The sequence below is a fragment of the Pseudomonas sp. Lb2C2 genome (assembly GCF_052112205.1).
Taxonomy (GTDB): Bacteria; Pseudomonadota; Gammaproteobacteria; order Pseudomonadales; family Pseudomonadaceae; genus Aquipseudomonas; species Aquipseudomonas kilonensis.
In genome coordinates, this window is the sequence record NZ_JAUTYW010000002.1 from 279,222 (window position 1) to 293,208 (window position 13,987).

Genomic DNA, 13,987 nt, shown 5'->3' on the forward strand with positions numbered 1-13,987 from the left:
GGGGGCTGCTGCGCAGCCCAGCGGGAGCAAGCTCCCTCGCCACAGATAGTGTTCAGCCAGGGGCCTCAAGTTATCTCCCGCCTTGTTACGTCACTGGGCCTTGTTGGACGCCTGCGCCGCCTTGATCAGATCCGGCCCGATCTCCTGTTCGAACTTGGCCCATACCGGCTTCATTTTTTCGCGCCAGGCATTCCGTTCCTCCGGTGTGAGGGTAACGATCTCGGTGGTCTTGGCGTCCAGCACAAGCTGTTTGTCCTGCTGGTTGAATCGCTCCGCTTCCTGGTTGGCATGGGCGGTGGATTCGACCACGATCTTGTCCAGTTCGCTGCGGATATCCGGCGGCAGGCCGTTCCAGAAGTCCGAGGTGGTGATCAGCATGTAGTCGAGTATGCCGTGGTTGGACTCGGTGACGTATTTCTGCACTTCATTGAGCTTCTGGTTATAGAAGTTCGAGTAGGTGTTTTCCGTGCCGTTGACCAAGCCGGTGCGCAGCCCCTGGTACACCACCGAGAAAATCATCGGTTTGGCTTTGGCATCCACCGCCTTGAACTGCTCCTCCAGCACCGCAGAGGTTTGTATCCGGAACGTCAGGCCCCGGGCATCTTCAGGCAGGCGCAGGGGCTTGTTGGCCGACAGATGCTTCATGCCGTTGTGCCAATAGGCCAGGCCGGTGATGTTCTTGCTTTCCATGGACTTGAGCAGCTTCTGGCCCTCGGGGCTCTGCTGGAAACGGTCTACTGCGGCGATGTCGTCGAATAGAAAGGGTAAGTCGAACAGCTGCACGGTCTTGGTGTACTGATCGAATTTGGCCAGTGACCGCGCAATGATCTGCACCTCCCCCAGGAGCAGGGCTTCCATCTCCTTGTCATCGCCGTACAGCGTGGAGTTGGGGTACACCTCGACCTTCACCTTGCCCGGCAGCCGTTCCTCCGCCAGCTTCTTGAACATCAGCGCGCCCTGGCCCTTGGGCGTTTGTTCGCCTACGACGTGGGAGAACTTGATGACGATCGGCTCAGCCGCCATGACCATGCCCCACGCCCCGAAAGCCAGGGTGCAGGCGAGCGCTTTCCATACAGTTTTTAGCATTGCAAGGCGTCCTTTTTAGTGTCCGAAGGCACAGGGCCGACAGGTCGGCCCCCTACCTCTGTGGCGGGCAAGTTCTCCTGCGCCCGCCGCGGTGTATGTTTGCCGGGTTTAACTCATCCCCAACCAGTTAGGCAGCACCAGCGAAATCCATGGCACGTAGGTAATCAGCACCAGGAACGCCAACAGGATCATCAGCCACGGCATGGCTGCACGAATCGTGGCGGGCAGGGACATGCCGGTCACCGCCGAGGTGACAAACAGGTTCAGGCCCACCGGTGGCGTGATCAGGCCAATCTCCAGGTTGACCACCATGATGATGCCCAGGTGGATCGGGTCGATGCCCAGCTTCATGGCAATGGGGAACAGGATCGGCGCCAGGATCAGGATGATCGCCGAAGGCTCCATGAACGCGCCGGCAATCAGCAGCACGATGTTCACCACCAGCAGGAACGTCACCGGCGTCAACCCTGCATCGATCACCCATGCGGTGATTTGCTGCGGCAGTTGCTCGGTGGTCAGCACGTGGGCGAAGAGCATGGCGTTGGCGATGATGAACATCAGCATGATGCTCAGCTTGGCCGACTCCAGCAGCACCTTGGGCGTCTCACGGAACGTGAGGTCCTTGTAGACGAACAACGCGATGAACGCCGAATACACCGCTGCCACCGCCGCCGCTTCGGTGGGGGTGAACATCCCGGAATAGATCCCGCCGAGGATGATGACCATCAGCAACAGGCCCCAGATGGCCTTGCGCGCGGTGGTCAACCATTCACGGAACGTTGCGCGGGGCAGGGCTGGCAGGTTTTTCTTCACTGCGACGATGTAGATCGCCACCATCAGGAAAATACCCAACAGCAAGCCGGGAATCACCCCGGCCATGAACAACTTGCCCACTGACGTTTCGGTCGCTGCGGCGTACACCACCATCACGATCGAGGGCGGAATCAGGATACCCAGGGTGCCGGCATTACACACGATGCCTGCGCCAAACGCCTGTGGATAACCCGAGCGCACCATCCCGGCGATGGCAATGGATCCGACCGCCGCCACCGTCGCGGGACTTGAGCCCGACAACGCCGCAAACAACATGCAGGCCAGCACCGCCGCAATCGCCAGGCCGCCACGGATATGCCCGACGCAGGCGTTGGCAAAATCGATCAACCGTCGCGCCACGCCGCCGGTGGTCATGAACGCACCGGCCAGCAGGAAGAACGGAATCGCCAGCAACGTGTAGTGCTCGGAGGTTTCGAACAGCTTGATCGCCAGGGAACGCACCGAGTCGGGGCTGAAGAAAATGATGGTCAGCGAGCCGGCCAATCCCAGCGAAATGGCAATGGGCACGCCGATGAACATCAGCACGAACAGTGCAATGAACAGGAAGGCAATGGTCATGGCTTGTCTTCCTCGTGTTCGGTCAATTTGATGGCTTCGGCCGCTTCATCGGCCAGGCCAAGGCCGGTCTGGCGATTCATCAGGATGCGCACGAGAATTTCAGCGAAACGAATGAATACCAGCGCGAACCCCACCGGCACGATCAACCCGATATGCCACTGCATGATGCCGAAATGGCCGAGGTCCTCGGCACCGATCTGGGCAATCATCAAGGTGTTGATCCATTCGAAACTCGCCACCGCCAGCAGCCCGGCGTAGGCGAGGCAGCACAGGCAGGCGATGACACCGATCAAGCGCTGCACCGGTTTGCTCGCCAGCTTCACCAGCGCATCGACGCCGATGTGCCCGGCCGTGCGCACGCCGTACGACAGCCCGAAAAAGATCAGCCAGCCAAACAGGGCCTTGGTCAGTGACGTGCTCCAGGTCATGGCCTGGGCCATGCCCATGACGGTGTCGCCAATGGCGAACATCGACTCGCTTGCAGCTGACCATTGGTCGCCGAGGCTATAGAAAACGGTATAGAGATTGTTGAGCACCACGTAGACGAACGTTACAAGCGTCATGGCGGCCAGAAGGAAGGCAATGAAAGCTTCCTCGAAGTGTTCCCAGATGCGCCGAAGGGCGTTCATGGCGTGACCTCTCCTGTGGGGGACGACAGGCCGGCGCTACCAGGGCGGCAGCACCGGCCAACCAATCACTGGGCCTTGTTGGAGGCTTCTGCGGCTTTGATCAGGTCAGCGCCGATATCGCCTTCGAACTTCTTCCATACCGGTTTCATCTTGTCGCGCCATTCGCCACGTTCTTCTGGCGTCAGGGTGATGATCTCGGTGGTCTTGGCGTCGAGGATGCGCTGCTTGTCGTGCTCGTTCAGCTGTGCCGCCTCTTTGTTTACGTGGGCCGTGACTTCTACCAGGATCTTGTCCAGTTCAGTACGGATGTCCGGTGGCAGACCGTTCCAGAACTTGGTGTTGGTGATCAGCATGTAGTCGAGCAAACCGTGGTTGGACTCGGTGATGTACTTTTGCACTTCATGCATTTTCTGGCTGTAGATGTTCGAGTACGGGTTTTCCGCACCGTTGACCACGCCGGTCTGCAAACCTTGGTAAACCTCGGCGAAGCTCATCTTGCGCGGGTTGGCGTTCACTGCCTTGAATTGTTCTTCCAGTACCGCCGATGCCTGTACGCGGAACTTCAGGCCACGAGCATCCTTGGGTTCACGCAGCGGTTTGTTCGCCGACAGCTGCTTCATGCCGTTGTGCCAATAAGCCAGGCCGGTGATGTTCTTGCTTTCCATGGACTTGAGCAGTTTCTGGCCTTCAGGGCTCAACTGGAAACGGTCCACGGCAGAGATGTCATCAAACAGGAACGGCAAGTCAAACAATTGCACCGTTTTGGTGTATTGCTCGAACTTGGCCAGCGACGGCGCGATCATCTGCACGTCGCCCAACAGCAAGGCTTCCATTTCCTTGCCATCGCCGAACAGCGAAGAGTTGGGGTAGACCTCGACCCTCACTTTGCCTGGCAACCGTTCTTCCACCAGTTTCTTGAACAGCAGCGCGCCTTGGCCTTTTGGTGTTTGTTCGGCGACCACATGGGAGAACTTGATCACCACCGGATCTGCCGCCATGGCCGTGCTCATCGCACTCAGGGCCAATGTGCAAGCGAGCGCTTTCCAGATAGGTTTGAACATTACGGGTTTTCCTCTTGTTTTTAGTATTTTCGTGCGGGCTCATTCAAAACACAGCACGGCGGAACAATGATGAGTCTAGGCAGAAAACCAATTTATTGGGGGGCGGTTAATGGGAAAAACCGTCTTTTGGCTATACGTCTTGCCAGCGCTTATTGAATCCACGGGCGAGTGGGTCTGCTAGGCTATTCGTCCAGGATAAAAAAACTCATGGAGAGGACAGAGTGTTTACATTCGACACGTTGTGGAAAAGCCATCCGCAGATATTTGGTGATGCCGCGCCTTGCAGAACCAATGGCGCCAAGAACTTCAGTGACCAATGCGCGATCAACCTCGGCGTGGCCCTGCGTCGCGCCGGTGCAGACATGAGCCAGCTCAAAAGCGTGCGACATTGCTGGCAACACCCCAAGAGCGACGGGCATATATTGGCCGCCGAAGAACTTGCCAAGGCCTTGAGCCGCGCCAAGATCCCTGGCTTGCAGGCCATGAAGACCATTAAAAGCGAAGAATTCGAAGAGACCCTGGGCGGGCAGCAGGGCGTTATTTTCTTCAAGGACTTCTGGCGTCGGGCAAACGAAACCACGACCAACCGCAGCGGCGATCACATCGATCTGTGGAATGGCCGTCGCCTGACGGATTGGCTGAGCTACCCACGTATACAAATGGGTTTTTCGATTGAAGGCACGTTCTCGGACTTTCACGATTCCAAGGACATCTGGTTCTGGAAAGTCATATGAACGTCATCAAGGGAACCTTGTTCGTCCTCATGATCATCGTGTTGGCGGTCGGCACATTTAATTTGGTGTTCATGGCCGTTGGTAGTTATTTCGGGCCGTTCTACGAGAGCGAAGCCGACCAGAGCCGCAACTTTGCGATCTGGTTGTTTGGCAATGTCGGGGTGGTGGTCGTGGCTGCGGCGGTGGGCATTGTCTGGAGTCGACGGCGCAAACCTCGAGTCTAGCCAGGCAGCCAAAGTCTACACAAACTCTGTGACAGAGAGTTCACCCTCCGCAGCCACCGCCTCCCACAGTTTTTGATTGCGGCTGTTCACAAATTCGGCGTCCGCCAGAGGTCCCTCTGGGAGCGAGCCTGCTCGCGATGACAGCGGCCCAGCCAGCATCACCGCCTCTGAGACACCGCTATCGCGAGCAAGCTCGCTCCCACAGTTTTGATCCCGGGTGCCCACGGATTCTGCGTCCGCCAGAGATCCCCTGTGGGAGCGAGCTTGCTCGCGATGACGGCGGCACATCCAACATCACCGCCTCAGACAGACCGCTTTCGCGAGCAAGCCCGCTCCCACAATTGCCCATCTCCTGGCCCACGTCTTCAGCCTTCAAGGCACTACCTCGTTTGCGGCAAGTGGTATCACCTCATGTCTCGTGGTATGACGACTTTTCAAGATTTCGTCCGTGGAAATGATCACGTCTCCGCAAGAACTCTCGTGATTACGCAAGTTTTATTGCGTTACAGGGGTTGACAGCCCGCCAGCAACGTCAGAATAATCCGTCACGTTGTATGACGACATACAAATAAACAATAACAACATTGGTGCTCCTCCCCATGAGAATCACAGGCGTTCACGTCGAAGTTTTTTCCACCCCTTCGCGCCGTGCCCAGGACAGCGCCGGCCATGCCCATCCAGGCGATGAGGTCATGATCAAGATGGCTTTGCTGCGAATCGGTTGCGACGATGGCTCCGAGGGCTATGCCTTCGGCTCGCCTGAGTTGATTCGTCCGCACATCATCGAATCCTTCGTGCGCAAAGTGCTGATCGGTCGCGACCCAATGGATCGCGAGAGCATCTGGCAGGACCTGGCGCACTGGCAACGCGGCAGTGCCGGGCAGTTCACTGATCGGGCACTGGCGCTGGTGGAACAAGCCTTGTGGGACTTGGCCGGGCGTGCGCTCAAGTTGCCGGTGCACAAGTTGATTGGCGGTTATCGCGACAAGGTCCCGGCGTACGGCTCGACGATGTGCGGCGATGACCTGCCAGGTGGCCTGTCGACGCCTGACGAGTACGGTCAGTTCGCCGAAAAGCTGGTCCAGCGCGGCTACAAGGCCATCAAGCTGCACACCTGGATGCCGCCGATTTCCTTCGCCCCGAACCCACAAATGGATATCCAGGCCTGCGCCGCCGTGCGTGAGGCGGTCGGTCCCAACATCGCGTTGATGCTCGACGGCTACCACTGGTACAGCCGCATGGACGCGCTGACCATCGGCAAGGCACTGCAGGAACTGAATTTCGTCTGGTTCGAAGAGCCGATGATGGAAGACTCGGCAGAGTCCTATGCCTGGCTGGCGGCCAACCTGGACATTCCGGTACTGGGCCCGGAAAGCATCGCCGGCAAGTTCCATAGCCGCGCCAGTTGGGTCACCCAGAAATCCTGTGACATCCTGCGTGCCGGCGTGGCCGGGGTCGGGGGTATCGGGCCATGCCTGAAGGTGGCGCACTTGGCCGAATCGTTCGGCATGGACTGTGAAGTCCACGGCAATGGCGCGGCGAACCTGGCGGTGGTCGGTGCTATCAGCAATTGCCGTTGGTATGAGCGCGGGCTGCTGCACCCGTTCCTCGACTACGAAGAAGTCCCGGCGCACCTCAACAGCATCGTCGACCCGATGGATGCCGACGGTTTTGTGCATCTGTCCGACCGGCCGGGGTTGGGCGAGGACATCAACTTCGCGTATATCGAGGCCAACACCTTGTCTCGACATTGATCCTGTTCCACGCCTGAGGCCGATGGCTGCCCGGGCGACAAGTCTTTATAAATATAAGAAAGGACTGAACCATGAATCTCTGGCCCAAGCGCCTGACCAGGCTGCTGTGTGTCGCCGTGGCCCTGTGCGCAGTGCAGGTGCCCGTCAGCCTGGCCCAAGGCGAAACGCCCCCCGACCAATTGGTGGTGGGCATGAGCATGATCAACCTGCTGTCCCTGGACCCTGCGGCGGCCACCGGCCTGGAGGTCGCCGAAGTCAACGCCAACGTCTATGACATGCTCCTGGAACAGGATGCGGCGCAACCGGACACGCTGATTCCGGCCCTGGCGAAAACCTGGGACGTCAGCCCCGACCGCATGCGCCTGACCTTCCAGTTGCGCGACGACGTACGCTTTCACTCCGGTGCGCCACTGACCGCGCAAGACGTCGCCTGGTCATTGCAACGGGTGGTCACCCTCAACCGCGCCCTGGCTTCGACCTGGAAAGCCTACGGTTTCACCGCCGACAACGTCGTCAAGCTGATGCGCGCCGAAGGGCCGCACACCTTTGTCATGGAGTTGCCGCGCGTCACCGACCCGATGCTGGTGCTCAACACCCTGGCGACTTCACCCAGCGCCTTCATCATCGATCGCAGTGTCGCCTTGCAACATCAGGTCGGCGACGATCAGGGGGCGGCGTGGCTGGCGACGCACACGGCCGGGTCTGGCGCGTTCAAGCTCGACATCTGGCGTGCCAACGATGTGATCCTGATGAGTCGTCATGACGACTATTGGCGCGGCCCTGCGAAGTTGCGCCGGGTGATCATGCGCAACATGACCGAGTCCCAGGCCCTGCGCCTGATGGTCGAGCGCGGTGACCTGGACGTCGCCCGCGGTATGGCGGCCACGGACATCAAGGCGCTGGGCAAGGTCGATGAAGTGCGCATCCAGAGCATCGCCCGCGGCACGCTGTACTACGTGGCGATGAGCATGCAGCAACCGTTGTTCCAGGACATCCGCGTGCGCCAGGCCATCCGCCTGCTGATCGACTACCAGGGCATCAATGACGTGGTCATGCCGCACTACGGTGTGATCAATCAGCGGCCCTTGCAACTGGGGCTGCCGGCACGCCTGGACGATCCGGGTTATCGCCTGGACGTGGCCGAGGCCAAGCGTCTGTTGGCGGCGGCCGGACATGCCGAAGGCTTCAAGGTGACCATCCGTTCGCTGACCGATCCGCCGTTCATCAACATCGCCACCAGCCTGCAAGCGACACTGGCCCAGGCGGGAATCCAGGCGACGATCATCACCGGCACCGGCAACCAGATCTATGGGGCGATGCGCGACCGCCAGTTCGATATCCTCGTCGGTCGTGGCGGTGGTGGGGCGGAGCGTCATCCGCATTCGAGCCTGCGGGCCCTGGTGTACAACCCGGACAACCGCACCGAAGCCAAGCTGAGCAACTTCCAGGGCTGGCGTACCTCGTTCTTCAACCCGCAGCTCAATCAACTGATCGAGCAAGCCGAGCGCGAGCGTGACCCCGAGCGCCAGCGCGAAATCTACGCGCAGATCCAGACCCTCTACGACCAACAGGCCGGGGCGATCATGCCGGTCTCACAGATGGTGGACGAAGTGGTGATCCATGCGGATGTGCGCAACTACATCGGCCACACCGCCGCCACCACACGTCTTCGGGACGTCTACAAGCAGCGCTGAAATCGACGGCCACAGGGCCAAGGCAGGAATGAACATGTCGACTGCATCCTTTTCAATCTGGACCACCCGGGCCGCTTCGGCGACCCGGCGCAGTGGCTCGGTGGCGGTGACGCTGCTGGGGTTGCTGCTGCTGACCTTTTTCATCGGGCGAGTGATGCCCCTGGACCCGGTGCTGGCCATCGTTGGCCCGGACGCCGACGCCTCGGCCTACGCCCAGGTGTACAAAGAGCTGGGCCTGGACAAGCCGTTGTGGACCCAATTCGCGATCTACCTGGGCGATCTGCTGCACGGTGACTTCGGCATGGCCTTGCTGACCGGCAACCCGGTCATCACCGACATCGCCCGGGTCTTCCCGGCCACGCTGGAACTGGCGACCCTGGCCATTCTGTTCGGTGTGTTGGCGGGCTTGCCGCTGGGTGTCTACGCGGCGACGCATCAGGGACGCGCCGGTGACCATGTCGCACGGTTGATCACGTTGTTCGGTTACTCCACGCCGATTTTCTGGATTGGCATGATGGCTTTCCTGGTGTTCTACGCCTGGCTGGGTTGGGCCGGCGGCGTCGGGCGTATCGGCCTGGCCTATGACGGGCTGATCCCGAAACACACCGGGCTGCTGTTGATCGACACTGCCTGGTCGGGCGAGTGGGAGGCCTTTCGCAGTGCGCTGCGCCACATCCTGCTGCCGGCGGTGATCCTCAGCTTCAACTCGGTCGCCTACATCAGCCGCATGACCCGCAGTTTCATGCTCGAGCAACTGTCCCAGGAGTACATCATCACCGCCCGGGTCAAGGGCTTGTCCCAGCGCCGCATCGTCTGGGGCCATGCCTTCGGCAACATCCGCGTGCAACTGTTGACCATCGTCGCGCTGGCCTACGGCGGCCTGCTGGAGGGCGCGGTGCTGATCGAAACCGTGTTCGCCTGGCCGGGCTTCGGCCAGTACCTGACCAGCAGTTTGCTGCTCGGTGACATGAACGCGGTGATGGCTTGCGTGCTGTTGATCGGCCTCATCTTCGTGACGCTGAACCTGATCAGCGACGCGCTGTACAAGATCTTCGACCCGAGGACTCGCTAATGAACCTGCCCCTGGTTTCCAGCGCACCCGGCGCCGCCGCGCTGCCCGCTTCCAGTACCGCAGCGATGGCCGCCAGCACCTTGCGCCTGCTGCGTTTCCTGCTGCGCAACCCGATGACCTTCGCCGGCCTGGTCGTCGTCGCTACCCTGATGCTGGTCGCGGCTTTCGCACCCTGGATCGCCGGTCATGATCCGCTGCTGCAGAACCTCGCCGGCGCGTTGCAGTCACCCAGCAGCGCGCACTGGTTCGGCACTGACGAATACGGTCGCGATGTGTTCGCCCGGCTGGTGTATGGCTCGCGCATCACCCTGTACATCGTCTTGCTGGTGACGGTGATTGTCGGCCCCATCGGTCTGCTGGTCGGGACGGTGTCCGGTTACTTCGGTGGTTGGGTCGACAGCCTGTTCATGCGCATCACCGACATCTTCATCTCGTTCCCCAGCCTGGTCCTGGCGCTGGCCTTCATCGCCGCCCTCGGCCCGGGCCTGGAGCACGCGGTGATCGCCATCGCGCTGACGGCCTGGCCGCCGATTGCCCGGCTCGCCCGCGCCGAAACCCTGCCGCTGCGCAACGCCGACTTCGTCGTTGCGGTGCAACTTCAGGGCGCGTCCAGTACCCGGGTCATCCTGCGCCACATCATCCCGATGTGCCTGTCGTCGGTGATCATCCGCCTGACCATGAACATGGCGAGCATCATCCTCACCGCCGCCGCCCTGGGCTTTCTTGGCCTCGGCGCCCAGGCACCGCTGCCGGAGTGGGGCGCGATGATCTCTACCGGGCGGCGCTACATGCTCGAAAGCTGGTGGCTGGTGGCGACGCCCGGTGCGGCGATCATGCTGGTCAGCCTGGCCTTCAACCTGTTGGGCGACGGCTTGCGCGACGTCCTCGACCCACGCAGCCAATCCTGAGGAACAGGCCATGACTGAGATAAAACTTGCGGTACAGGACTTGTGCGTGGAGTTTCGCAACGCCGGCAAAACCTCGTTGGCGGTGCGTGACGTGTCGTTCACCCTGGGCCGGGAAAAACTCGCCATCGTCGGTGAATCCGGCTCGGGCAAATCCACCGTCGGCCGCAGCCTTTTGCGTCTGCATCCGCCGACCGCGCGGGTCACCGCCAAGACGTTGCGCTTCGCCGACATCGACCTGTTGGCCGCCAGCGAAAAGCAGATCCAGGCGATTCGCGGCGCGCGCATGTCGATGATCATGCAGGACCCCAAGTACTCGTTGAACCCGGTGGTGCGGGTCGGTGAACAAATCGCCGAGGCCTACCTGGCCCATCACAAGGTGCCCCATCGCGAAGCCCGCGAACGCGCCTTGGATATGCTCGCCAAGGTGCACATTCGCGACCCTCGGCGGGTCTACGACCTGTACCCCCACGAGGTCTCGGGCGGCATGGGCCAGCGGATCATGATCGCCATGATGGTAATCACCGATCCCCAGGTGATCATCGCCGACGAACCGACTTCGGCGCTGGACGTGTCGGTGCGCCGACAGGTGCTCAACGTGCTGGAAGAGTTGGTCAGCGAGCGGGACCTGGGGCTGATTTTCATCAGTCACGACCTGAACCTGGTGCGGCATTTCTGTGACCGCGTGCTGGTGATGTACGCCGGTCGCGTGGTCGAGTCGATCGCCGCCGCCGACCTGGATAACGCCACCCATCCCTACACCCAGGGCCTGTTGGCCGCATTGCCGAGCCTGGACCATCCACGCGCCACGCTGCCGGTGCTGCAGCGCGACCCCCACTGGTTGAATGCTTGAGGAGCCTGTCATGAGCATGATTGAAATCGCCGGCCTGAATCTCAGTTTTGGCACAGGCGCGACACTGAACGCGGTACTGCACGACGTCGATTTGAGTGTCGCCGAAGGCGAGGCATTCGGCCTGGTGGGGGAGTCCGGTTCGGGCAAGACCACCGTGCTGCGCTGCCTGGCCGGGCAGTACCAACATTGGAGCGGACAGCTGCGGGTCGCAGGGCAAGCCGTCACGCGCAACCTGCCGCTGAACCACTATCGCACGGTGCAGATGGTGTTCCAGGACCCGTATGCCTCGTTGCACCCGCGCTATACCGTCGATGCCGCGCTGCAAGAACCGTTGCGTATCCATGGCATCGACGGGCGTGCGCAGAAGGTCAGCGAGATCCTGCGCAAGGTCGGCTTGAACGACAGCTTCCGCTTCCGTTATCCGCACCAGTTGTCCGGTGGTCAGCGCCAACGGGTGGCGATTGCCCGAGCGCTGATCCTGCGTCCCCGGGTGCTGTTGCTGGACGAGCCGACCTCGGCGCTGGATGTTTCGGTGCAGGCGGAGATCCTCAACCTGCTGGCCGACTTGCGTCGCCAGGAAGGGCTGACCTACCTGATGGTCACCCATGATCTGGCGGTGGTTGCGCACCTGTGTGATCGGTTGGCGGTGATGCAGCAGGGCAGGGTGGTGGAGACGCTCGACAGTCATCTGCTGGCGAGCGATGGCGCCACCCATGCGTACACCCGTTTGCTGGTGCAGGCCAGTCGGGACATACAGCGAGTACCTATCGCTGTCTGAGTTTTGTTTTAACTAAGCAGTTGTACTTGTTTTAACCCGTAAAAGACGTTGAGCCCCAGGTATCAATGCCGCGCACGCGCTCGCCTGTGATTTGGCGTTTACCCCAACTTACTATTCAACCAACAAGAATAAAAACCATGAAAAAGACACTCGTAGTACTTTCTGTCGCTTCGTTGTTCACATCGGTTGTTGCCCAGGCCGATACCGGTTATATCAATGTGCGCCATCAATATGCGGAAAAAACCCGCATGCACGCCGACCGTGCCAAGTTTGGTATTCGGCTGGACAACGGTGTGGGGCTGGAAGGGGAACTCAAATACAAGACCGCCGGTGACCGGCAAGACGTCGCCTTCGACAATACCGTTGGCAGCGGCCATGAATTTACCGTCAACTACCAACACAAGATCAATGACCGCTGGACGCTGACGCCTTCGCTGGCCCTGGACAGCGATGAGGAGTCCACCACCTACAAAATGGGCCTGCGCCTGGGTTACAAGATCACCAAGGAACTGAGCATCGCCGGTCGCTACCGTTTTGACTCAGCCAAGCTTGACCGCGACCAGATCGACCGTGACGTACCGGATAATGGGCAGGACGATCAGAAGGTCAACCGTTACGATGTTTATATCAACTATGGTCCTCAAGGACCGTGGGCCTATGAATATCAATTGACTTACTTCGATGCCGACTACATTCGCTATAACGGCGGCACCGACGACTATGAACAAAATGCCGTGGTCAAATACCAGTGGGATAAACGCTGGGCGCCGTTCTTTGAGGTCGGTGATATTAAAGTCAACTCGGTCGACAGTGATCGCCAATTGCGGCTGCGGGTCGGTGTTAAATACAGCTTCTTCTAAGTTATGTGAACACTGGGATCAAAAACTGTGGGAGCGAGCTTGCTCGCGATAGCGGTCTGCCTGTGCCGATGATGTTGGATGTATCGCCGTCATCGCGAGCAAGCTCGGCTCCCACAGAAGCAGTGTGGGTTATTCGTTGTAGAACGCCTGGCGTTGTTGGGTTTCACACAGGCGCATGCGGCTGTTGCTCAAATGCAGGTACATGGCCGCTCGCGCTGCATCGACATGACCGCTGGCGATGGCGTCGAAAATCTGCTGGTGTTCGGCGTTGATCCCCTGCAGGTACGCACTGCGATCACTTTGCCCGGAGTAGGCAGAGTTCATGCGCGTACGCGGGATCAGCTTCGTGCCCAGGTGCTTCATGATGTCGATCAGGTAGTAATTGCCGGCCGCCTTGGCGATTTTCAGATGGAACTGGAAATCGGCATTGATGGTGGTGCCGGACTTTTCCGGGCCTTGCAGCAACGCCTCCAGCGCCTGGGCCAATTCGGCCAGCGCTTCAGGCGTTGCGCGCTCGGCGGCCATGCCGGCGGCCTGGACTTCCAGGCTCAGGCGAAACTCCAGCAGGTTGAGCACATCCGACAACGTGGCAATCGTCGCTGGCCCCAAGGTGAAGCCCTCCGGCGCCGGCATGTCCAGGACAAAGGTGCCGACGCCATGCCGCGTCTCCACCAGCCCCGCCGCCTGCAAGCGCGACAGCGCCTCGCGCACCACCGAACGACTGACGCCTTCGGCCTCCATGATGTGCACTTCGGTGGGGAGCTTTTCGCCACACTTGAGAATGCCGTCACGCATGCGCTGGGCAAAGCGGTCGACCAGGGTTTCGGCGAGGCGGCGCGGCTTGTTCAGTGGAGATAACGCTTGATCCGTCATCGGCTTGCTCTTGGGTGATCAGCGGGCATTATAGTGAGTTTTGGCGCAAGGTCGCGGCTATAATGCCGCGAT

14 protein-coding genes are annotated in these 13,987 nt (G+C 60.3%); 9 read left to right on the top strand and 5 right to left on the bottom strand.

Annotation, left to right across the window (positions count from 1 at the left end):
- Positions 1-90: 90 nt before the first annotated feature.
- The 4 genes from Q7F16_RS05470 to dctP all read right to left on the bottom strand — a co-directional run bounded on the left by Q7F16_RS05470 (position 91) and on the right by dctP (position 4,168).
- Positions 91-1,086 (bottom strand): TRAP transporter substrate-binding protein, encoded by a 996-nt coding sequence (locus tag Q7F16_RS05470; RefSeq protein ID WP_079302644.1) that lies wholly within the window; start codon positions 1,084-1,086, stop codon positions 91-93.
- Positions 1,087-1,194: 108 nt separating this feature from the next.
- Positions 1,195-2,478 (bottom strand): C4-dicarboxylate TRAP transporter large permease protein DctM, encoded by a 1,284-nt coding sequence (gene dctM / locus Q7F16_RS05475; protein WP_014336659.1) that lies wholly within the window; start codon positions 2,476-2,478, stop codon positions 1,195-1,197.
- Positions 2,475-3,107 carry a TRAP transporter small permease gene (locus tag Q7F16_RS05480; RefSeq protein ID WP_018614059.1) on the bottom strand — a complete coding sequence of 211 codons (633 nt, stop codon included), beginning with the start codon at positions 3,105-3,107 and terminating at the stop codon, positions 2,475-2,477. The genes dctM and Q7F16_RS05480 overlap by 4 nt, the downstream gene beginning before the upstream one ends.
- 65 nt (positions 3,108-3,172) lie before the next feature.
- Positions 3,173-4,168: a C4-dicarboxylate TRAP substrate-binding protein DctP gene (dctP, locus tag Q7F16_RS05485; RefSeq protein WP_046063871.1), complete on the bottom strand. Its 996-nt coding sequence runs from the start codon at positions 4,166-4,168 to the stop codon at positions 3,173-3,175.
- A gap of 221 nt (positions 4,169-4,389) precedes the next feature.
- Here dctP and Q7F16_RS05490 point away from each other — a divergent pair, with 221 nt between their 5' ends.
- From Q7F16_RS05490 to Q7F16_RS05530, 9 genes are all read left to right on the top strand, one after another.
- Positions 4,390-4,902: a type VI secretion system amidase effector protein Tae4 gene (locus Q7F16_RS05490; RefSeq protein ID WP_046063872.1), complete on the top strand. Its 513-nt coding sequence runs from the start codon at positions 4,390-4,392 to the stop codon at positions 4,900-4,902.
- Positions 4,899-5,126, top strand: coding sequence for a hypothetical protein (locus tag Q7F16_RS05495; RefSeq protein ID WP_046063873.1), 228 nt, complete (start codon positions 4,899-4,901; stop codon positions 5,124-5,126). Before Q7F16_RS05490 ends, Q7F16_RS05495 begins: the two co-directional genes overlap by 4 nt.
- A gap of 599 nt (positions 5,127-5,725) precedes the next feature.
- On the top strand, positions 5,726-6,880 hold the full coding sequence (locus Q7F16_RS05500) for a mandelate racemase family protein (RefSeq protein ID WP_409555959.1): 1,155 nt from the start codon (positions 5,726-5,728) through the stop codon (positions 6,878-6,880).
- A 71-nt stretch (positions 6,881-6,951) separates the two neighbouring features.
- Positions 6,952-8,574, top strand: coding sequence for an ABC transporter substrate-binding protein (locus Q7F16_RS05505; RefSeq protein ID WP_046063875.1), 1,623 nt, complete (start codon positions 6,952-6,954; stop codon positions 8,572-8,574).
- Between the two features lie 34 nt (positions 8,575-8,608).
- Positions 8,609-9,646 carry an ABC transporter permease gene (locus Q7F16_RS05510; RefSeq protein WP_024616252.1) on the top strand — a complete coding sequence of 346 codons (1,038 nt, stop codon included), beginning with the start codon at positions 8,609-8,611 and terminating at the stop codon, positions 9,644-9,646.
- Complete coding sequence (locus Q7F16_RS05515) at positions 9,646-10,554, top strand: ABC transporter permease (protein WP_409555958.1); 909 nt, start codon at positions 9,646-9,648, stop codon at positions 10,552-10,554. The genes Q7F16_RS05510 and Q7F16_RS05515 overlap by 1 nt, the downstream gene beginning before the upstream one ends.
- Before the next feature lie 10 nt (positions 10,555-10,564).
- On the top strand, positions 10,565-11,404 hold the full coding sequence (locus Q7F16_RS05520; RefSeq protein WP_046063877.1) for an ABC transporter ATP-binding protein: 840 nt from the start codon (positions 10,565-10,567) through the stop codon (positions 11,402-11,404).
- A gap of 10 nt (positions 11,405-11,414) precedes the next feature.
- Entirely contained in the window at positions 11,415-12,182 is a 768-nt protein-coding gene (locus tag Q7F16_RS05525; RefSeq protein ID WP_046063878.1) for an ABC transporter ATP-binding protein, read from the top strand.
- A 137-nt stretch (positions 12,183-12,319) separates the two neighbouring features.
- On the top strand, positions 12,320-13,042 hold the full coding sequence (locus tag Q7F16_RS05530; protein ID WP_046063879.1) for an oligogalacturonate-specific porin KdgM family protein: 723 nt from the start codon (positions 12,320-12,322) through the stop codon (positions 13,040-13,042).
- Between the two features lie 129 nt (positions 13,043-13,171).
- Here Q7F16_RS05530 and Q7F16_RS05535 read toward each other — a convergent pair whose 3' ends face one another.
- Entirely contained in the window at positions 13,172-13,915 is a 744-nt protein-coding gene (locus tag Q7F16_RS05535) for a FadR/GntR family transcriptional regulator (protein ID WP_024616248.1), read from the bottom strand.
- Positions 13,916-13,987: the final 72 nt, after the last annotated feature.

Bases quoted from the DNA above. Each gene is read 5' to 3' on its own strand.
- Q7F16_RS05495 (WP_046063873.1), top strand. From the start codon at position 4,899: ATGAACGTCATCAAGGGAACCTTGTTCGTCCTCATGATCATCGTGTTG.
- Q7F16_RS05515 (WP_409555958.1), top strand. From the start codon at position 9,646: ATGAACCTGCCCCTGGTTTCCAGCGCACCCGGCGCCGCCGCGCTGCCC.
- Q7F16_RS05510 (WP_024616252.1), top strand. From the start codon at position 8,609: ATGTCGACTGCATCCTTTTCAATCTGGACCACCCGGGCCGCTTCGGCG.
- Q7F16_RS05505 (WP_046063875.1), top strand. From the start codon at position 6,952: ATGAATCTCTGGCCCAAGCGCCTGACCAGGCTGCTGTGTGTCGCCGTG.
- Q7F16_RS05525 (WP_046063878.1), top strand. From the start codon at position 11,415: ATGAGCATGATTGAAATCGCCGGCCTGAATCTCAGTTTTGGCACAGGC.
- Q7F16_RS05470 (WP_079302644.1), bottom strand. From the start codon at position 1,086: ATGCTAAAAACTGTATGGAAAGCGCTCGCCTGCACCCTGGCTTTCGGG.
- Q7F16_RS05500 (WP_409555959.1), top strand. From the start codon at position 5,726: ATGAGAATCACAGGCGTTCACGTCGAAGTTTTTTCCACCCCTTCGCGC.
- dctM (WP_014336659.1), bottom strand. From the start codon at position 2,478: ATGACCATTGCCTTCCTGTTCATTGCACTGTTCGTGCTGATGTTCATC.
- Q7F16_RS05480 (WP_018614059.1), bottom strand. From the start codon at position 3,107: ATGAACGCCCTTCGGCGCATCTGGGAACACTTCGAGGAAGCTTTCATT.
- Q7F16_RS05520 (WP_046063877.1), top strand. From the start codon at position 10,565: ATGACTGAGATAAAACTTGCGGTACAGGACTTGTGCGTGGAGTTTCGC.
- Q7F16_RS05530 (WP_046063879.1), top strand. From the start codon at position 12,320: ATGAAAAAGACACTCGTAGTACTTTCTGTCGCTTCGTTGTTCACATCG.
- dctP (WP_046063871.1), bottom strand. From the start codon at position 4,168: ATGTTCAAACCTATCTGGAAAGCGCTCGCTTGCACATTGGCCCTGAGT.
- Q7F16_RS05535 (WP_024616248.1), bottom strand. From the start codon at position 13,915: ATGACGGATCAAGCGTTATCTCCACTGAACAAGCCGCGCCGCCTCGCC.